We start from the raw sequence: 18861 nt of genomic DNA, 5'->3' as shown, positions 1-18861 counted from the left end.
CGTCAGGGCGTTACCGGACGGCTACTCGATCGTTGTGTGAGCCGAGAGGACCACCGCTCCGTGACCGGCTCGGCGCCTACCCCGCCGCCGGGCACCCGCTCGGCCGCCCCGCCGGTCCACGTCGTACCCGAAAGGCCCGCACCATGCCCAACCCGTCCCCCGAACCCCGTGACAGTCCGTCGCTGCACCGGCGCAGGCTCGGCGCGGTGCTGCGCCGATTCCGGGAACGGTCGCTCATCTCGCGTGAAGTGGCCGGACAGGCCCTCGACTGTTCGGAGTCGAAGATCTCCCGCATCGAGAACGGCGACGTCCGGGTGCACCAGCGGGACCTGTACGCGCTGCTGGACCTGTACACCGTCACCGACACCCGGGTGCGCACCGAACTGCGTGAACTGGCGGCGGCCGGCGGGAAACGCGGTGGGTGGTGGACCAAGTACAACAACGAGGTCACCGGCAGCTTCCGCCGGTTCATGGAACTGGAGACCGTGGCCACGGCCATCCGGCGGGTCTCGGTGACCGCCGTTCCGGGAATCCTCCAGACCCAGGACTACGCCCGGGAGGTCATCACGGCCACCGCACCGCACTATTCGGACGATCTGGTGTCACGGCAGTTGTCGCTGCGCGCCGAACGGCAACGCCGGTTGACCGAGCCCAACCCGCCGGACAACTGGATCATCCTCGACGAGGCGGTACTGCGGCGCGCGGTGGGCGGCCGCCGGGTGATGCTCGCGCAGTTGCATCGCCTGCTGTCGGCGGCGGAGCAGCCCGGCATCCGGATGCAGTTGCTGCCGTTCGCGGCGGGCGCGCACCAGGCCATGCCGGGTTCGTTCGCGATCATGCGTTTCCTCCCACCGGATCCCGACGTTGTATACAGCGAGGGGTTCACCGGCGAGGTAACGCTGGATGATCCGGCCGAGCTGCGCACGTGTTCCCTCGTGTTCGACCGGCTCGCCGCCGAGGCGCTCAGTCCCGAGCGCACCAGGCGATTCATCGAGCAGGTGATTCACGACTACAGATAGTTCACGACGAGGAGGATTCATGCGAGTGTACGAGAGCACACCAGTGGTGTGGCGGAAGAGCAGCAGGAGCTTCGCCGGCAACGAGTGCGTCGAGGTCGCGACGCAGGGCGCGGTCGTGTGGCTGCGCGATTCGAAACTCGCGCCGGACGCGCCGATGTTGCTCACTCCCGCCGCGACCTGGCGGGGATTCGTCGCCGAGGTGAAGAACCGGCGCTTCGACCACTGAGTGAGAGAACGCACGCTGGACACTGATAAACCGGTGCCGTACCGGTGGTTCGGGTCCAGCCCGAGCGATCCGAACGCTCACGACCCGCAACGGGTGCCGAATCCCTCCGACACCTCCGAAGACCTCAGACCTTGCGCCCCAGCGAACGCAGGAACAACCCCAGGTTCGCCGGCTTCTCCGCCATCCGCCGCATCAGGTAGCCGTACCACTCGTCCCCGTAGGGCACGTAGACCCGCACCTGGTAGCCCTCGTCCGCGAGCCGCCGCTGCTCCTCCGGGCGGATCCCGTACAGCATCTGGAACTCGAACGAGTGCGGTCCCCGGTCGAACCACTTCGCGCGGTCGATGCCGATCTCGACGAGCCGCGGATCGTGGGTGGCGAGCATCGGGTAGCCGTCGCCGCGCATCAACGCGTTGAGGCAGCGCACGTAGGACCGGTCGATGTCGAGCCGGCTCTGGTAGGCCACCGACTCGGGCTCGGCATAGGCGCCCTTGCACAACCGGACCCGGGAACCCTTGGCCGCGAACTCCCGACAGTCGGCCTCGGTGCGGCGCAGGTACGACTGCAGCACGGCGCCGGTCCCCGGGTACGTCTCCCGGAGCCGGTGGATCGCGTCCAATGTGGTGTCGGTGACGGTGTGGTCCTCCATGTCGATGGTGACCGTCGTCCCCGAGGTCTCGGCCGCCGCGCAGATCTCCTCCGCGAGCCGCACCGACATCTCCTCGTCGAACCGCTGGCCGAGAGCGGACAGCTTGACGCTCACCTCCGCGGCCGGAGTCAGGCCGTCCGCGCGCAGGGACGCCAGCAACCGCAGGTACTCGTCCCGGGTGGCTTCGGCCTGATGGGTGTGGAACGTGTCCTCGCCGAGGTAGTCGAGCGTGACCTTCAGGCCGCCCTCGACCAGTTCCCGGGTGACTCGCAGGGCGTCCTCGGTCCGGGTGCCCGCCACGTAGTTGGACACGATGTTCCGGCTGACCGGCGCCGTCGCCACCAGCTTCTCCATCCGGGATGAGCGGGCAGCGGCGAGGATGATGGATCGCAGCATGACTGCGAGCGTATCCGCACGGAAGGTGAAAGTGGCGCGGGGGAGCGTTCCAGTGTGATGGAGGACCGCCCGCGCGGTGGCCGCCGCGCCTCGCGCGACCTGCGGCGCGACCGGAGCCATGTAAGGTACTACTGGTTGTACGGCGGTGAGTTGTCTACCGTGGGGATGTGGACTTCGACGCCTACGCCCAGACCGCTGCCGACCTCGCCAACCTCGAACTGACCGATCTGGCGGACCTGCGTGCGTTCTTCGGCGATCGGCCCTGGTGGTCCGAACGCCTCACCGAGCGAGATCTGGCGGTGTTCCGCCGCGCCAAACGCAAGTTCCGGGACGTGTTCGTCAAGGGCGCCGAAGGCGACGACCACGCCGCCGTGGACGTCCTCAACGGCCTGCTGGAGCAGTTCCCGGTGCAGCCCCGCATCGCCGGTCACCGTGGCGGAGACTGGCACATGCACGTCACCGGGCGCGGTTCCTCGGTCGCGTCCGAGTTCATCGCCGGCGCCGCGTGGGGCCTGTCGGCCTGGTTGTGCCGCTTCAAGGGCGCCCGGTTCGGGGTGTGCGCCGACAACAGGTGCGGAAACGTGTACCTGGACACCTCGTCCAACCGGTGCCGCCGCTTCTGCTCGGAACGGTGTGCCACCCGTTCCCACGTCGCCGCCCACCGCGCCCGCAAGAAGGAGGCGGCCGCCGCGGCCTTAGCGGCCGTCGTCGACCCCGCTGTTCCGCTGCGCGTCGCCCGGTCGGCGCCTCGCGGCGTTGTCGGACGTGCCGCGTACCACACCGGTACGCACAGGTCTTCCAGAGCATTGCGTCCCCGCGCCTTGCGATCCACTCGACCGGACGCTCGCGACGAACGAGGACCGAAGACGGTGTCTTACGCGCCTCAGCCGGTCCGTACCGCCAGGTGCCGGCGCGCGAAGTTCAACGACTCCGCCAGGTCGGCCTCCCGGACCGCCCGGTGACCGGCCTTGCGGGTGGACACCTCCACGGCGACGGAGAAGTCGCCGCGCCGGGCCGCCAACCGGTTCAGCAGTTCGGCGCACGGCTGGTTCCCGCGTCCCGGGACGGCGTGCTCGTCCATGCCGGGACCCGAGCCGTCCCCGAGGTGGACGTGGGTCAGGCCGTCACCCATCCGGTCGGCCAGGTCGAGGGCGTCCACCTGCGAGGCCGCGCAGTGCGACAGGTCGAGCGTGTAGTGGTCGTAGCCGGGGTTCGTCGGGTCCCAGTGCGGCGAGTACGGCGCGAATCCCCGGTTGGCCATCTTGATCGGGTACATGTTCTCCACCGCGAACCTGATGCCGGGGAAGCGCTGCGCGAGTCTTCCCAACCCCTCGGGGAACTGTTTGGCGTAGCCCCGCTGCCACGCGAACGGCGGATGGATGACCACGGTCGAGGCGTCCAGCCGTTCCGCCATGGCGGCGGCCCTGCGCAGCCGCTCCCACGGGTTCTTGCTCCACACCCGCTGCGTCATCAACAGGCATGGGGCGTGCACCGAACGCACCGGGACGCCGTAGTGCGCCACCAGGGTGGCGAGGGTCTCGGCGTCCTGGCTGACCTTGTCGGTCCAGACCATCACCTCGATGCCGTCGTAACCCAGTTTCGCCGCCAGCTCGAAGGCGACCGCCGTGGGCTCCGGATAGACCGAAGAGGTCGACAACAGCACGGGTGGAGTCTCACCGTCCATCACGTAAGCGTAACGACACCGGGCTGTGGCGAAGCCGACACGTTGCCGGTTCGCCCGTTGTGACCGGTCCCGCGTCGCCGTTCGCACCGTCCCGGGACGGCGCCGGACGCGGGCGTCGCCCCAGCTAGGCCGAGACACCGCCGTATGGTTGGCCCCGGTGAGTCGTCGAAATGGGGAGATCATGTCTGAGCCAGCCGTGCCCGAGACCGGGCTGGATTTTCCACGGGAGTGGATCGAGTTCCCGGATCCCGACGAGGAGAACGGCGTCATCCGGGCCGACCTGACGTGGCTGTTGTCGTCGTGGACGTGTGTCTTCGGGCAGGGCTGTCCCGGAATCGAACCGGACCAGCCCGACGACGGCTGCTGCGTCCACGGCGCGTTCTACACCGACAGGGACGACGAGAAACGGGTCCGTAAGGCGGCGGCCCGGTTGACCCCCGAGACCTGGCAGCACCACCGGCGGCGGTTCGCCGACACCGTCGCCGCCGACACGCTGCCCGACGACGACGGGGTGGAGCGGCCCGCGCGCAAGACCGCCGTCGTCGACGGCGCCTGCGTGTTCCACAACCGGCCGGGCTTCGAGGGCGGCACGGGCTGCGCCCTGCACGCGCAGGCGCTGCGGGACGGCGTGCACCCGTTGGAGTACAAGCCGGAGGTGTGCTGGCAGCTCCCGATCAAACGGGACTTCTCGACCGTCGACCGCAACGACGAGACCAGCCTGCACGTCACGTGGATCGGGGAGTTCGACCGGCGCGGTTGGGGACCGGGCGGACACGACTTCGCGTGGTGGTGCACGTCGTCGCCGCTGGCGCATCGCGGCGCCGAACCGGTGTACCGCAGCAACCGCGCCGAACTGGTCGCGTTGCTGGGCGAGGAGGGCTACGCGCGGCTGGCGGAACTGTGCGACGCGCGGTACGCCGCCGGGCAGATCGCGCCGCACCCCGCCACGACGCGGGCACGGCAACTGAAACTGACACCGGTGCGGCACCCGGTGGAGTCCGCGAACGGGTTAGTCGTGCGGTGATCGGTCGCGCCACAACGGTTCTGCCGGGAGGGCGCGCCGTGTCAGCGGCGTGTCAGGCCACCGACAGGGCGGTGAAAGGGCGGGCGCCGAAGCTCGACACATGACCGAGAACAACACCTCCACCGCATCGTCCTCCACCGGCACCGACCGGGCGGTTCTCCAGGAGATCGTCGACGGCCTCGTCGAAGGCGGCATCACCGGCGTGCGACTGCGTTTCCGCGACGCGCACGGCGAGTGGACCGGCGCCGCCGGTACGGGCGAACTCGACGGGACCGAGGCACCCCCGGCCGACGGCCACTACCGGATCGGCAGCAACACCAAGACGTTCACCGCCGTCGTCGTCCTGCGCCTCGTGGCCGAGGGACGGATCGACCTCGACACCGCCGTCGCCGAGTACCTGCCCGAGATCGGGATCGACCCGCGGATAACCGTCCGGATGTTGCTGCAGCACACCACCGGCGTCTTCAACCACACCGGTGAGGTCTACGAGGACGGCACGGTCGTCACCGGGATCCCCTTCCAGGGAAGGGAATGGGTGGAGGGCCGCTTCAAGTCGTACCGACCCGGAGAACTGGTGGCGTTCTCGTTGGCCAGGCCGTCGCGTTTCGAACCGGGCACCGACTGGAGCTACGCCAACACCAACTACGTCCTGGCCCGCCTCGTGGTCGAGAAGGTCACCGGCCGCGGCCTCGCCGAGGAACTGGACCGCCTGATCGTCGGGCCGCTCGGGTTGACCGGCACCTCGCTGCCCGACGGCACGACCGAGCTTCCGACACCGCACGCGCACGCCTACTACCGTTACGACCACGACGGTGAGGAGCGGATCGCCGACGTCACCGCACAGGACCCGTCGTGGGTGAGCACCGGTGGCGACATGGTCTCCACGCCACGGGACCTGCAGGTGTTCATCACCGCACTCGTCGGCGGCCGGCTGCTGCCCGCGTCACTGCTGGCCGAGATGTTCACCGTGCACGAGAAGGTCCCATACGGCCTCGGGGTGTTCGTCCACGAGGTGCCGGGCGGCGGCACCGTCATCACCCACAACGGCGGGATCGCGGGTCACGCCGCGCTCATGTACGCCTCGGCGGACGGCTCCCGGGTCCTCACCGCCGGACTGAACTACGTGGACGACAAGGACCTGTCGATGTCGGGACCGTTCCAGGCGGTGAACCAGCGAATCGTCCAGGAGGTGTTCGGCGTCGGACCCGCCGAGTAGTCCTCATCGGGCGCGGGGTGGACGGACCGTCCGCCCCGCGTCAAACCGTCGGCGGGTGGGTCACCGAGTCCCGCACGACGATGTGGGTGCCCAGCAGCACCGGCTCGGTCGGCGGCACCGGCGCCAACGCCAACCGGACCGCCGTCCGGCCGAGCTCGTCGGCCGGGATGTGCACGGTCGTCAACAACGGACTGAGGTCCTTGGCGGGAATGCTGTCGTTGTAACCCACTATGGACACCTCCGCCGGCAACGAGACGCCCGCCTCCCGCAGCGCCCGCATCGCGCCCGACGCCACCGAGTCGTCGGCGGCGAAGATCGCCGTGTAGTCCGGGCGGCCCCCGTTGGCGCGCAACCGTTCCGCGACGTTCCGATGACCGGACTCCCGGTTGAAGCCACCGTGGACCACCAGGCCCGGATCCGGATCCAGGCCGTGCCTGCGCACCGCCGACCGGTAACCGTCCACCCGCTCGGCCGCGGTGGTGTTGCCGGACGCCCCCGCCAGGTGCAGGATCCGCCGATGGCCGTACGACGCCAGGTGACTCGTGATCGCCGCCGCGCCCTCGGCGTTGTCGTAACCGACCACGATGGCCGGTTGCCCGGGACCGATTCCCGGGCGGCCACACAACACCAGACGACTACCCGCCGCCGTCAGGTTCGCCGCGTACTTCGCCATCCGCCGGTCGTACTCCTCCGTCGGCACGACACCGCCCATGAGGATCACCGCGTCCGCCTGCTGCTGCCGCATCAACGACACGATCGCCAGCTCCGACTCCGCGTCGCCCTGACTGCTGGCGTACATGCACAACCGGTCCTGGGCGGCGGCCTCACTGGCGACACCCTGCGCGATGTCGGCGTAGAACGGCGAGTTCATCGTCGCGCCCACCATCGCGATGAGCTTCGGCCGGGAACCCGACAGCGCGCGGGCGTGCGCGTTGGCGACGTAGTCGAGCTCGTCGACGGCACGCAGCACCTTGCCGCGCATCCTGCCCGTCACCGGGTAGTCGCTGCCGGAAAGTACCCGCGACGCCGTCGCGACGGACACGCCCGCGCGGGCGGCGACATCGCGGATCGTGGCGCGTTTGCCGGGCGCCGGACCGGTCATGGTGACTCCCATCTACGTCGAACGGCGGCGCGCGTGGCGAGGAGGGAGTTACCGGGGAGACACCCGGTCACGTGAAGCCGCCGTGGCGACGACATCCGGTGCCCGGCCGGTGCCGTCCAGTACCGACACATCTTACGACCGGCGAAGTGGACACGTTCCCTGCACCGGCGCGGCCACGCCTCGACGCCACCCGATCGTGCGCGCCGGACCGTGATCCGGCGCGCACGACGACCCGGTCAGCCGTTCGCGGCCTCGTACTCGGCCTCGAACTCGGCGGCGGCCTGGCTGCCGCCGTCCTCCATCCACTTCTGCATCGCCTCGTCGAACGCGGAGATGTCCGCGCCACGGAAGATGACGTCCCCGTAGGCGTCCCGCAACGACTGCTCCAGCTCGGCGCCCTTCTCGGTCCAGGTCTGCGAACGCAGCCCGTTGCGGGGGTCGGGCACGATCAGCGGCGCGACCAGCTTCTCCCACTCGTAGACACGTTCGGCGCCCTCCGGGTATCCGTTGTAGTACAGGACCAGCGGCGCCGAGGCCACATAGGTCATCGGCAGGTTGGTCTTGTTCTCGGTCTCCCACAGTTCCGTCTGCGTCGGCGCGCCGTCGTCGCCGCGGGTGAAGTGGAGGTCCTCGACGCCGTAGTTGAACAGCTCGAACTCCTTGGTGCCGAACGGCGACGCCAGGAAGTTGCAGATGTTCAACAACATCTTGATCCGCTTCTCGTCGGCCTTCTTGAACGCGACGTACCCGTACCGGCCCTGGCCGCCCCACATGTTGCCGCCGCTGAACGGGTTCCCGAAGTCCGGTGTGAAGCCCTGCGCGTTGGTGAAGGCGTAGGTTCCCATCGCGCCCCAGCCGTCCCGGTAACAGGCGATGGTCTGGTTGAAGAAGCGGGTCTTCATGTCCGTCGCGGGGAGGTTCGCGCCGTCGGGGTACGCCTGGCCCTCCGCGAACAGCTGCGCGAGCATCGAGATCGTGTCCCGGTACTCGTCGGTGGTGTACGCGGACGTGAACTTGCCGCCCTCCACCCTCCACACGTTCGGCGCGCCCATCGACCCCGCCCAGTAGTCGGGGTTGAAGTCGCCGGTGAGCCCGACACCGTACTTGTTGCCGGCGGTGAGTTCCCGCATCGCCGCCAGGTAGTCCTCCTTCGTCCAGTCGACCGGCGCGCCGACCTCCTCCAGGGCGGTCCGGTTCACCATCAGGCAGCCGCCGAAGATCGGACGCTCGGTCGGGATCCCGTACAGGCGGCCACCGATGCGGCCCAGACCCTCCCACGAGTAGGGCGGGATGTTCGCCAGCGCCGGGTAGTCCTTGATGTTGTCGCCGGAGATGAGGTCGGAGAGGTCCTGGCAGTTGGCCTGGATGAACTGCTCCTCACGGGGCACGACGTGGCCGCCGCCGAACATCATGATGTCGGGGAAGTCGTCCCCGGTCATCATGGTCGACATCTTCTCCAGGAACGTCGCGGCGGGGATCAGCGTCAGGTTCAGCTTCACGCCCAGCGCGGTGTTGAACGCCTGGTACAGCTTGTTGTTCTCCAGGTCGCTCGGCGGCGTGCCGTAGGTGACGATGCTGATGCGCACCTCGGAACCGTCGCCGGGGGTGTCGAAACCGGCGTTCTGCACGTCCTGCGGGTAGCGGGTGTACAGCGGCTGCACACCGGAGGCGTCACCGGGCATGTCGGGTTCCGGTCCGGCGAACGGGATGTACGTCGGGTAGGGCGCGAGGTCCTTGCCCTGGTTTCCTACGTCACCGGCGCCGCCGCCACCGCCGCAGCCGACCAGTGCCGGTCCGGCGGTTCCGGCCAGGGCGGCGACACCGCCGAGCCGCAGCAGATTGCGTCTGTTGAGGGAGGTCATGTCGGGGGCCTTTCAGGATTTGATGGCGCCGGTCAGGACGCCCTTGGTGAAGAACCGTTGAATGAAGGGGTAGACCAGCACGATCGGGATCGTGGCCATGACGACGACGGCCATCTTCACCGACTGCGGCGAGTTCACCATGGTCTGTTCGGAGGTGTCGGTCAGCGCCGCGCCCTGGCTGACGTACTGCCGGAGTACGGCCTGGATGGGCCATTTCGAGGAGTCGTCGAGGTAGATGATCGCGTTGAAGAACGAGTTCCAGTACGCCACCGCGTAGAACAACCCGACCACCGCGATGACCGCTTTGGACAGTGGCATCACGATCCTGGTGAGGATGCGGAGGTCTCCGGCACCGTCCAGCCGCGCCGCCTCGATCAGTTCCCCGGGGACGCTCTGGAAGAAGCCGCGCATGACCACCAGGTTGAACACGTTGATCAGCACGGGCAGGATGAGCGCGGCGTACTCGTCGAACAGCCCGGTCTCCCGGACCACCAGGAACGACGGGATCATCGCCGGCGGGAACAGGAACGTGAACAGCACCAGCAGCAGCACGCCCCGGCCGCCGACCACTCCGGGCCGGGCCAGCGCGTAGGCCAGGAAGATCGTGGCGACCAGGCTCGCGGCGGTGCCGATGACGGTGATCCCGGCGCTGACGGCGAGCGCGTTGGTGATCACGCCGCCCTCGAAGACGTCGGTGTAGGCCGAGAAGGACAGCGTCGTGGGGATGACCACCCAGCCGCCGTTGGCGATCACCTCCTCGGGTGTGGCGATCGACGTGGCGACGATCGTCCAGAACGGGAAGATCACCAGCAGCACGACGACGGTCAACGCGACGGCCTTGGCCGTCCGGACGACCGGACTCGGTCGCCCCATCCACGCGGGTCGGTTGGCGCTCATGAGGACTTGTACACCCCCTGTTCTCCCATCCGGTGTGCGATCTTGTTGGCGGAGTAGACCAGGACCAGGCCGATGGCGCCCTTCATCAGGCCCGCCGCGGTGGCCGTGCCGAAGTCGCCGGAGCCGATGCCGGTGTAGTAGACGAAGGTGTCGAGCACCTCTCCGGCGGCCGGGCCGACGGCGTTGCGTTGCAGGAAGAACTGCTCGAACCCGACGGTGAGGATGTCGCCCAGCCGCAGGATCAGCAGCAGGATCACGACCGGCCGGATCGCCGGGAGGGTCACGTGCCAGAACCGGCGCCACCAGCCGGCGCCGTCGATGGCGGCGGCCTCGTAGAGCTGTTCGTTGACGTTGGTGAGCGCGGCCAGGAAGATGATGGTCCCCCAGCCGCACTCCTTCCAGATGACCTGCGCGATGACCAGCGGCCGGTACGCGTCGGGGTTACCGATGATGTCCACGGCGGACAGGCCCATGTCGCCGAGGACGCCGTTCAGCACGCCGATGTCGCCCAGCACCTGTTGGAACAGGGCCACCACGATCACCCACGAGATGAAGTGGGGCAGGTACACGACGCTCTGCACGAACCGGCGCAGCGTGTCACCCGCGAGGCTGTGCAGCAGCAGCGCCAGCGCCAGCGGCGCCGGGAAGTAGAACAGCAGTTGGAGGCCGGCGATGCTGACCGTGTTCCACGCGGCGTGCCAGAAGTCCCCGTCGGACAGCAGGGACGTGAAGTTCTCCATGCCGACCCACGGGCTGTCCCACACGCCGATGAACGGCACGTAGTCCTTGAAGGCGATCAGGTTGCCGAACAGCGCTCCGTAGTGGAACACCAGGAAGTACAGGACGCCCGGAAGCATCAGCGCGAGCAGTGCCCAGTCGCGGCGGACGCGCCGCCGGAGTGGCTCACGGCCGCGGCGGGGCGGCGACGCCTTCGGGTCCACCTCCGGCGGGGTGGACGGCGGCGCTTCGCCGTTGCGGGTCGAAGTGGCGACCAACGGTGAGCCTCCTCACTGAGAACTTAGACGCAAGATATGCGGTTTCTGTGATCTTGGCAAGGGTTTGCCGTCAGCTTTTTTCGAGGATTCTTCCCAAAGGGGTAACCGGCACGGGCAACGAAGGACTGCTAGGTTTCAGAAACCGATTTCTCGTCCTGTTGTGGAGGTACGGTGTCCCAACGCCCCTACGGCGTGCTGGCGATGAGCCGATACGCACGTGAAACGGCCTTCCCCGCTCCGGTGCTGCACCGTCTCGACGGCCACGCCGAGGTGCCCGGCACCGTCCTGATCGACGACTTCGCCGCCGCGGACGTCCGCGAACACCTGGAACGGGCCGAAATCCTCGTCACCGGTTGGGGCTGCCCGCCCATCACCGCCGACGTCCTCGACGCCGCCCCCCGCCTACGGCTCGTTGCCCACGCCGCCGGGTCGGTGAAACACCACGTCACCCCGGCCGTGTGGGAACGCGGGATCGCCGTGTCCTCCGCCGCCGACGCCAACGCCGAACCGGTCGCCGAGTACACCAGGGCGATGATCCTGCTGGGACTCAAGGGCGCGCTGCGCCACGCCGCCGAGTACCCGGCGCTCGGCTGGCCCGGCGAGGCCAGGCGGGGCGACTGCGGATACGTCGGGCGTGTCGTCGGAGTCGTCGGGGCCTCCCGGATAGGCCGCAGGGTCATGGCGTTGCTGCGCGACTGGGACACCACACTGCTGGTCAGCGACCCCTATCTGACCCCCGACGAGGCGGTCGCGCTCGGCGCGCGCCTCGTCGACCTCGACGAACTGTGCGCGACCAGCGACCTGGTCAGCGTCCACGCGCCCGAACTCCCCGAGACCCGGCACCTGCTGGACGACCGGCGACTGGCCATGATGCGCGACGGCGCCGTCCTGGTGAACACCGCTCGCGGGTCCATCGTGGACACCGAGGCGCTGGTCCGTCACTGCGTCTCCGGGCGGCTGTCGGCGGTCCTCGACGTCACCGAGCCCGAGCCGCTGCCCGCCGACCACCCGCTCCTGCACCTGCCGAACGTGACCGTGACACCCCACGTGGCCGGAGCCCAGGGGACCGAGATCGCGCTGCTCGGCGACTACGCGGTCGCCGAGATCGCCCGCTTCCTCGCCGGCGAGCCGCTACGCGGTGAGGTCACCGCCGCCGACCTGCCCCGCCTCGCCTGACCCTCGGCCGGCCCTCGGCGCCCGGCACCGACCCCGGGCAAACCGCTTGGTCCCCGCCGTAAGGCGCTTGGTCCCCGCCATATCGGACGATCGGCATGAAATCGGGCATTACAGCGAGATTCCGGCAACCGGGCGGGGACCAAGTGAGGCATCCCGTCGGGTCCGGAGGGCGGTCAGGGCACCTCGCCGGGGCGGTCAGCGGCGGGCCCGTGAACCCTCGACGTCGTAGACGGTCTCGGGATCGTCGGCCACGTTGCGCCGCAGCAACGCCAGGGCCACCATCCCGTCCTCGTAGTGGCGGCCCGCCGTACCCACCCGGCCCGCCGTGCGGGGTCCGGCCTTCACGTCGGCGCCCACCGCCGGCGGGTGCTCCTCGCTGCCGTCCAGGTGCAACGACACCAGGCGGCGCGGCGGCTTGCCCAGGTGGTGCACGCGCGCGACCGTCTCCTGCCCCCGGTAACAGCCCTTGTCGAGGTGGACGGCGCAGGCCAGTAGCGCGGCCGCCTCGTGGGGGATCGTGCGGTGATCGGTGTCCACGCCCACGACGGGACGTTCCGCCGGGATCCGCAGCACGTCGAACGCCCACCGGCCCGACACCGGCAGCCCCGACCGCTCCGGTACCGACGCCGACTCCACCCTCGGCACCAGCATGTCCACTGTGGCTATACCGAGTTGGTCGGTGCGGCGCCGGAACCCGCCCGACGTCGTCGATTCCCCGTGGTAGATCACCGACGGCCTCGGCGGCAGCGTCCCGGCGGCGAACTTCGCCTCCGGGACCGGCAACCGGTCCGGTTCCGTGAGTGAGTCGTCCCCGGTGTAGGTGACCAGCGCCCAGTCCGCCGTGACGTCCGCGATCTCCACCGGGGTGAAGAACCTCATCCGCTCCAGGTAGCCGCGCAACCCGTCGCCGTCGGCCGCCTCGGTGTCCAGCCAGGTGGTCTCCCCGTCGTCGAACACGTTCGCGTGGTGCTCGACGTGCCCGTTCGGGGACAGCACCAGCAGTTCGGTACCCCGGCCGGCCTCCAGCGCGGTCAGGTGCTGGGTCGTGAGGCTGTGCAGCCACGTCAACCGTTCCGCGCCGGTGACGGTGAGGATCCGGCGGTCACCGCGATCCACGACCGCACCCTCACCGGCGAGCCGCCGCTGCTCCCGCAACGGGTCGCCGTAGTGCCAGGCGACCTCGTCGCCCGGGTTCTCCACGACCGCGCCGTCACGTTTCAACCACTCCGAAGTCACCGATTCACCGTTTCGCAGGAGGAACAGATTCCGAACAGCGCAACGTGCCCCACGTCGAGCAGGAAGCCGCGCTGCTCCTCCAGGGAACGCCGCAGGTCGCCGAACACTTCCGGGGACACCTCGTCGACCGCGCCACACCGGTGACACACCAGGTGGACGTGGCCGCGGTCTCCCGCCAGGTGGTAGACCGGCGCACCGTGCGACAGGTGGGTGTGCGCCACCAGGTTCAGCGTCTCCAGGAGATCGAGCGTGCGGTACACCGTGGTGATGTTGACGCCCGCGACCTTCCCGCAGATCGCCTCGTGAACCTGCTCGGCGGTCGCGTGGCCGAGCGCGGCCACCGCGTCGAGCACCAACTGCCGCTGCGCCGTCATCCGGAGTCCGTTGGCTCTGAGGACCTCGGCCAACGGCGGAGCATCACTGGACATCCTGGGATCATATTCCGGCCCGCCGCCGACCGCACCCGCAGCGCGCCCACCGCTTTGCCCCTCCCACAGACCGGCTTTCCCTGCCCGGTGCCGGTAGTGTGCGGTCATGGCTGAAGTTGTGGCAGTGCTGGGCCGGGGAGTGATCCCGGCCGACGAGCCGTTCCTGCACGGCGATGATCTGGGAGTCCTCCGAGGGGACGGCATATTCGAGACCGCGAACGTCCGCGGTGGTGAACCCTTCCTGCTGGACGAACACCTCGCCCGGATGGCCCGTTCGGCGCAGCGGATGGAGCTGGACCTGCCGGACGCGGCGGTGCTGAAGCGGCTCGCCGCCCAGGCGTGCGAGGCGTTCGGTGCCGGAAAGGAGGGGGCGCTGCGCATCATCTGCACGCGCGGCCCCGAACAGGGTGGCCCGCCGACCGTGTACATGACGCTCAACCCGGTGCCGGAGGCGCAGATCAACGCCCGCCGGGACGGACTGAACCTGGCGGTGCTGACGCTGGGATACCCGGTCGACACCCGGGGACAGGCCCCGTGGCTGCTGGGCGGCGCGAAGTGCCTGTCGTACGCGGTCGCGATGGCCGCGCAGCGGCACGCCCGTGCCACCGGGCACGACGACCTGTTGTGGCGTTCGGAGGACGGATTCGCGCTGGAGGGTCCGACGTCGACCCTGGTGTGGTGGCAGAACCAGACCCTCTACACGGTTCCGGCCGACACCGGGATCCTCGCGGGAACCACCGCCCGCTTCGTGTTCGACCGCGCGGAGGAGGCGGGCATCCGCACCGCCGAACGCCGGGTCCTGGTGGCGGAACTGATGTCCGCCGACGGCATCTGGATGACCTCGTCGGTGCGCGGCGTGGCCCCCGTCCACACCCTCGACGGTGTCACCATCAACCAGAGCGACCTGACGGCGACCCTGAGTGAGATGGCGGGCTTTCCCGTGCCGGGCAAGTGAACGGCTCCCGCTCCGAAATTCCCAGTGATTTCCCAGGATTCCTCAAGCCGCAATTCAGGAGTCGTGGCCATAGTTAAATCAGTTCCGGTCACGCCGACATGTTGATCGATTCGACTCGGGCATTCGATCGATCGACGCGGAACGACTCTGGGGGCACCACCGCCGGGGTGAGCCAACGGGCACGGCTCACCCCGGCGCCAATTGAATAAAGCGGATATCTCCGTTTTTCCACGCCGTGGCGCTCGGGCAAGCGCCACGGCGTGGTTTTTTCGCCCACCACGCCGGTTTCATAGCTATATTGATGATCATTGCGGTGATCGTGTCGCAACCGTGATGCGTACGTGTCCTGAAATTGCCCGCTATATGCCTAATTTGTCCACATGTCGGACACCGGGTGGGTAGCGGGTGACGGCGACGGCCGGGAGCGCGTCTCCGCCGCCGCCCTCATCACCGCCGTGCTCGCCGCCGTCCTCGGCGCCGGACAGCTCTGGGTCGGCAACGCCGTGGGCGTCCTCGCCTGGCGCGGCGACGAATCGCCCGGCGGTGTGGTCGACGAGTCGGCGATCGTCGTCTGGATCACCGCCGCCACCGTCAGTCTCGCCGCGGCCGCACCGATCCTGCTTCGACGGACCGCGCCCTCGGCCTCACTGCGGCGCCGCCTCGTCGCGATGGCCGTCGTCGGCGCGTCGATCACCGCACCGGTAGCCATCGGCATCGCATCCTGGCAGCAGATGTTCGGCGGTGACCTCCCGCAGTCACGCATCATGCTGCTCGTCACCACCGGCGTGGTCCTCGGCGGTGGCGTGGCCTTCCTCACCGCGCGATCCCAGCCGGCGGCGTGGAGCCAGCTCTACTGGCTGGTGATCGGTTGGGGACTGATGTGCGTGTCGGTGGCCGCCGACCCCCGCACCTCCCCGACCCTCGGGCACCTGGACCCCGGGCCCGACTGGAGCGCCGACAGCCGCCAGTGGCAGGGACGACTCGTACTGCTGGCGGTGGCGGCCGTCGTCGGGACGACGCTCGGCGCCTCCGCCAGGATCCTCCGGTGGCGGGTCGGCTGCCACGGTCCCGAACGCCCACTGCTACCGGTGCTGTCGACGGCGGCGGGCCCCGGCCTCATGCTCACCTCGTACGCCGTCGCCGCCGGACTGGAGGGACAGTGGCGGATCGGCCCTCTCGCGGATCTGGTCGCCGCGGGATTCGCGACCGTCCTGACCGGCTACCTCGGCATCACACTGATCCGCCGTTGCCGCCCCGCCCCGGCGACCGGAACCTGAATCCCACCTGAATAACCGATCGACGCCGTTTCGCCCGATTCGGCAGACTTCGACGTGAGGGTGGCCCGCCCCCGGATGGGGTGGGGCGTGGCCGTGCCGGGTCGCCGTACGGGGTGGCACGGCCTGATAACGTCGCGCGGCATGACGGCGCCACGACGGATCATGGTCATCGGATGCAGTGGCGCGGGGAAATCCACCATCACCCGGGAACTGGAGTCGGCACTGGGCCTGCCGTCGGTCCACCTCGACGCCCACTATTGGCGTCCCGGCTGGGAACGACCGCCCGACACCGAATGGGAGACCGTCCTCGCCCGGCTCGTCGCGGCGGACCGGTGGATCCACGACGGCAACTACGTCACCACCATGCCGATGCGGCTGCCGCGCGCCGACCTGGTCGTGTTCCTGGACGTCGGCCGGTGGCGCTGCCTGTGGCGCGTGGTGACCCGCGCCGCGCGCCGCGAGGAGATGGCACCCGGCACACCGCACCGCGTCGCCCTCCGGCACCTGCGTTACGTCTGGCGGTTCCCGAAGGACTCACGGCCGAAGGTGTCGGCCGCGCTGACCGACCACGACGGCCCCGTGGTGCGGCTCCGCACGCCCCGGCAGGTGCGCCGGTTCATCGCGGGACTGCCCGGGACCACCACGGCTCGACCGTGACACCGGAGCACGGCCCTCGCCCGATCAGCGCAACACCTTGCCGGGATTGAACAACCCCGCCGGGTCGAGCGCGTCCTTGATCGCCTGCTGCACCCGCAATCCGGTCGGGCCGATCTCCGCCGCCAACCAGTCCCGCTTCAGCAGTCCGACACCGTGCTCACCCGTGCAGGTCCCACCCAGTTCCGCCGCCAACCGCATGATGTCGTCGAAGGCCGCCTGGCCCGCCGCGACGCTCGCGGGATCCGACCGGTCCACCAGGATGTTCGGGTGCAGGTTCCCGTCCCCGGCGTGCGCGATCACACCGATCACGACCTTGTGACGTTCCGCGGCCGCCGCAACCCCGTCCAGGGCCTCGGCAAGGCGTGACCTCGGCACCGACATGTCGTCGACGATGACCGCGCCGAGCCGTTCCACGGCGGGCAGCGCCATCCGCCGCGCCGACAGCAGCATGTCCGCCTCCAGGGCGTCGGTGGCCTGGTGGACCTCGGTCGCGCCCGCCTCCGTGCACAACCGTGCGATCCGGTCTAGGTCTTCCGGAACGCCGGAGTCGCTGGCCGCCAACAGCAGCGCCGCCGCGTCGGTGTCCAGTCCCATCGGCCGGTACTCCTCGATCGCCCGCAGATGCACCTGGTCGATCAGCTCCAGCAGGCTCGGGACGAGACCCGCTGCGGTGATCGCCGACACCGCGGCACCCGCCGCCGACGTCGACGGGAACACCGCCGCGATCGACAACGCCTCGCGCGGGATCGGCTGCAACCGCACGGTGATCTCGGTGATGACCCCGAGCGTGCCCTCGCTACCGGTGAACAACCGGACCAGGTCGTAACCGGCGACACCCTTCACGGTGCGGCGTCCGCAACGCAGCACCTCGCCGTCCGCGAGCACCACCTCCAAGCCGAGGACGTACTCGGTGGTGACGCCGTACTTGACGCAGCACATACCGCCCGCGTTGGTGGCGACGTTCCCGCCGATCGTCGAGGACTCCCACGAACCCGGGTCGGGCGCATACCGCAGGCCGTGCGGGGCGGTCGCCTTGGAGATGTCGGCGTTGACGACGCCGGGCTGCACGACCGCGATCCGGTTGGCGGGGTCGATCTCCAGGATCCGGTCGAGTGCCTGCGTCGACAACAGGATGCAACCGTCTACGGCGTTGGCCGCGCCGGCCAGGCCCGTGCGGGCGCCCTGCGGGACCACCGGGACGCCGTGCGCGGCGGCGATCCGGACCACCGCCTGCACCCCGGAGGTGTCGCTGGGGCGCACCAGCACCCGGGGCGTGCCGGCCTCGCAGAGCGCGGCCTCGTCGCGGGCGTGCCCGGCCAGGATGTCGGGATCGGTGATGACGGCGGCGTCGCCCAGGGCGGCACGCAGTTCTTGCAGCATGGCCTGAGAATGCCAGGTTCGGGATGTGGACGAAACCTAGGTCCGCGTTTGTGCGTCGGACCACTATGAGACACCACCGAATCACGATCACGGCAGGTGTGGCGCTGATGCTCGCGGTGGCCGGGTGCGGCGGAGCCGGTGAGGGGGCGACCGGCGCGGAACCGGCACCGGTGTCGGGGCTTCCCGCGGCGTTGACGGTCAGCAGGACCGGCGGCATCGCCGGGCTCGCCGAACACCTGACGGTGTCGTCCGACGGCACGTGGACCTACGAGGTGGCGCGGCGCGCCCCCGAGACCGGCGAGTTCACCGACGGCGAGGTGGAACAGTTGGCGGCCCTGGCGTGGAGTACCGGCTTCACCGTCACCTCGGAGCCCTCCGGAGACGGCTGCGCCGACGCCTTCGTCTGGTCGGTGACACGTGGCGCGGCCACCGGCCACCCCGAGGCCACCGTGACCGGCGACGACTGCGGCGGAGCGCCCAACGCCGACTTCGCGCAGCTGATCACCCTGGTCACCGAGGCCACGCCGCTGTGATCTCAGGCGGGGGAGGGTGTCGGGTGGCCGCCCACTCCCACCGATGTGGGGGCCGCCACTCCTCCTCCCCATGGCGTCGAGCCTATGGCCCGCCGGTGCGACCGTCGAGCGCGCCGGGCCGGGCCTGTGGACGAGCCACCGGTTGTGGA

19 protein-coding genes and 1 pseudogene are annotated in these 18861 nt (G+C 69.6%); 10 read left to right on the top strand and 10 right to left on the bottom strand.

The window, feature by feature from the left end; all coding sequences use genetic code 11:
- Positions 1-143 precede the first annotated feature (143 nt).
- Both LX16_RS20510 and LX16_RS20505 read left to right on the top strand, forming a co-directional pair.
- Positions 144-1019, top strand: coding sequence for a helix-turn-helix domain-containing protein (locus LX16_RS20510; protein ID WP_147141678.1), 876 nt, complete (start codon positions 144-146; stop codon positions 1017-1019).
- A 19-nt stretch (positions 1020-1038) separates the two neighbouring features.
- Complete coding sequence (locus LX16_RS20505; RefSeq protein WP_211354649.1) at positions 1039-1245, top strand: DUF397 domain-containing protein; 207 nt, start codon at positions 1039-1041, stop codon at positions 1243-1245.
- 124 nt (positions 1246-1369) lie between these two features.
- On the opposite strand, the gene LX16_RS20500 is transcribed toward LX16_RS20505, so the two are convergent.
- Positions 1370-2290: a proline dehydrogenase family protein gene (locus tag LX16_RS20500; protein WP_147141675.1), complete on the bottom strand. Its 921-nt coding sequence runs from the start codon at positions 2288-2290 to the stop codon at positions 1370-1372.
- A gap of 167 nt (positions 2291-2457) precedes the next feature.
- On the opposite strand from LX16_RS20500, the pseudogene LX16_RS20495 reads away from it, so the two are divergent.
- Positions 2458-3015 (top strand): annotated as a pseudogene (locus LX16_RS20495) (CGNR zinc finger domain-containing protein); the annotation flags it as partial.
- Positions 3016-3173: 158 nt separating this feature from the next.
- Here LX16_RS20495 and LX16_RS20490 read toward each other — a convergent pair.
- A complete protein-coding gene (locus LX16_RS20490) occupies positions 3174-3974 on the bottom strand; it encodes a sugar phosphate isomerase/epimerase family protein (protein ID WP_147141669.1) in 801 nt (266 codons plus the stop codon).
- A gap of 181 nt (positions 3975-4155) precedes the next feature.
- Here LX16_RS20490 and LX16_RS20485 point away from each other — a divergent pair, with 181 nt between their 5' ends.
- On the top strand, positions 4156-4998 hold the full coding sequence (locus LX16_RS20485) for a DUF3109 family protein (protein WP_147141664.1): 843 nt from the start codon (positions 4156-4158) through the stop codon (positions 4996-4998).
- A gap of 100 nt (positions 4999-5098) precedes the next feature.
- Positions 5099-6214: a serine hydrolase domain-containing protein gene (locus LX16_RS20480; RefSeq protein WP_147141660.1), complete on the top strand. Its 1116-nt coding sequence runs from the start codon at positions 5099-5101 to the stop codon at positions 6212-6214.
- Between the two features lie 40 nt (positions 6215-6254).
- Here the strand turns inward: LX16_RS20480 and LX16_RS20475 are convergent, their stop codons facing one another.
- The 4 genes from LX16_RS20475 to LX16_RS20460 form a co-directional block, all read right to left on the bottom strand.
- Positions 6255-7316: a LacI family DNA-binding transcriptional regulator gene (locus tag LX16_RS20475; protein WP_147141657.1), complete on the bottom strand. Its 1062-nt coding sequence runs from the start codon at positions 7314-7316 to the stop codon at positions 6255-6257.
- Between the two features lie 236 nt (positions 7317-7552).
- Positions 7553-9178, bottom strand: coding sequence for an extracellular solute-binding protein (locus LX16_RS20470; RefSeq protein WP_147141654.1), 1626 nt, complete (start codon positions 9176-9178; stop codon positions 7553-7555).
- Positions 9179-9190: 12 nt separating this feature from the next.
- Positions 9191-10075, bottom strand: a complete 885-nt coding sequence (locus tag LX16_RS20465) for a carbohydrate ABC transporter permease (RefSeq protein ID WP_147141652.1) — start codon at positions 10073-10075, stop codon at positions 9191-9193.
- A complete protein-coding gene (locus LX16_RS20460) occupies positions 10072-10932 on the bottom strand; it encodes an ABC transporter permease subunit (protein ID WP_147142082.1) in 861 nt (286 codons plus the stop codon). The genes LX16_RS20465 and LX16_RS20460 overlap by 4 nt, the downstream gene beginning before the upstream one ends.
- Before the next feature lie 309 nt (positions 10933-11241).
- On the opposite strand from LX16_RS20460, the gene LX16_RS20455 reads away from it, so the two are divergent.
- Entirely contained in the window at positions 11242-12246 is a 1005-nt protein-coding gene (locus LX16_RS20455; RefSeq protein WP_211354648.1) for a hydroxyacid dehydrogenase, read from the top strand.
- 195 nt (positions 12247-12441) lie between these two features.
- Here the strand turns inward: LX16_RS20455 and ygfZ are convergent, their stop codons facing one another.
- Both ygfZ and LX16_RS20445 read right to left on the bottom strand, forming a co-directional pair.
- The gene (ygfZ, locus tag LX16_RS20450; protein WP_211354647.1) at positions 12442-13482 is read right to left on the bottom strand and encodes a CAF17-like 4Fe-4S cluster assembly/insertion protein YgfZ; all 1041 of its coding nucleotides are present in this window, start codon (positions 13480-13482) and stop codon (positions 12442-12444) included.
- Positions 13479-13910: a Fur family transcriptional regulator gene (locus LX16_RS20445; protein ID WP_147141649.1), complete on the bottom strand. Its 432-nt coding sequence runs from the start codon at positions 13908-13910 to the stop codon at positions 13479-13481. The genes ygfZ and LX16_RS20445 overlap by 4 nt, the downstream gene beginning before the upstream one ends.
- 106 nt (positions 13911-14016) lie before the next feature.
- Here LX16_RS20445 and LX16_RS20440 point away from each other — a divergent pair, with 106 nt between their 5' ends.
- Positions 14017-14865: an aminotransferase class IV gene (locus tag LX16_RS20440; protein ID WP_147141646.1), complete on the top strand. Its 849-nt coding sequence runs from the start codon at positions 14017-14019 to the stop codon at positions 14863-14865.
- 88 nt (positions 14866-14953) lie between these two features.
- Here LX16_RS20440 and LX16_RS20435 read toward each other — a convergent pair whose 3' ends face one another.
- On the bottom strand, positions 14954-15193 hold the full coding sequence (locus LX16_RS20435) for a hypothetical protein (RefSeq protein ID WP_147141644.1): 240 nt from the start codon (positions 15191-15193) through the stop codon (positions 14954-14956).
- 52 nt (positions 15194-15245) lie between these two features.
- Here LX16_RS20435 and LX16_RS20430 point away from each other — a divergent pair, with 52 nt between their 5' ends.
- Positions 15246-16142: a hypothetical protein gene (locus LX16_RS20430; RefSeq protein ID WP_147141641.1), complete on the top strand. Its 897-nt coding sequence runs from the start codon at positions 15246-15248 to the stop codon at positions 16140-16142.
- A gap of 141 nt (positions 16143-16283) precedes the next feature.
- A complete protein-coding gene (locus tag LX16_RS20425; RefSeq protein ID WP_211354646.1) occupies positions 16284-16799 on the top strand; it encodes a P-loop NTPase family protein in 516 nt (171 codons plus the stop codon).
- Between the two features lie 24 nt (positions 16800-16823).
- On the opposite strand, the gene LX16_RS20420 is transcribed toward LX16_RS20425, so the two are convergent.
- Positions 16824-18179, bottom strand: a complete 1356-nt coding sequence (locus tag LX16_RS20420; RefSeq protein ID WP_147141636.1) for an FAD-binding oxidoreductase — start codon at positions 18177-18179, stop codon at positions 16824-16826.
- A 65-nt stretch (positions 18180-18244) separates the two neighbouring features.
- Between LX16_RS20420 and LX16_RS20415 the strand changes: the two genes are divergently transcribed.
- Complete coding sequence (locus LX16_RS20415) at positions 18245-18712, top strand: hypothetical protein (RefSeq protein WP_147141634.1); 468 nt, start codon at positions 18245-18247, stop codon at positions 18710-18712.
- Positions 18713-18861: the final 149 nt, after the last annotated feature.

It is taken from the genome of Stackebrandtia albiflava (assembly GCF_007994225.1).
GTDB classification, from domain to species: Bacteria; Actinomycetota; Actinomycetes; order Mycobacteriales; family Micromonosporaceae; genus Stackebrandtia; species Stackebrandtia albiflava.
The sequence above is the reverse complement of the archived record's forward strand: the minus strand, read 5'-3'. Positions and strand labels throughout refer to the sequence as shown.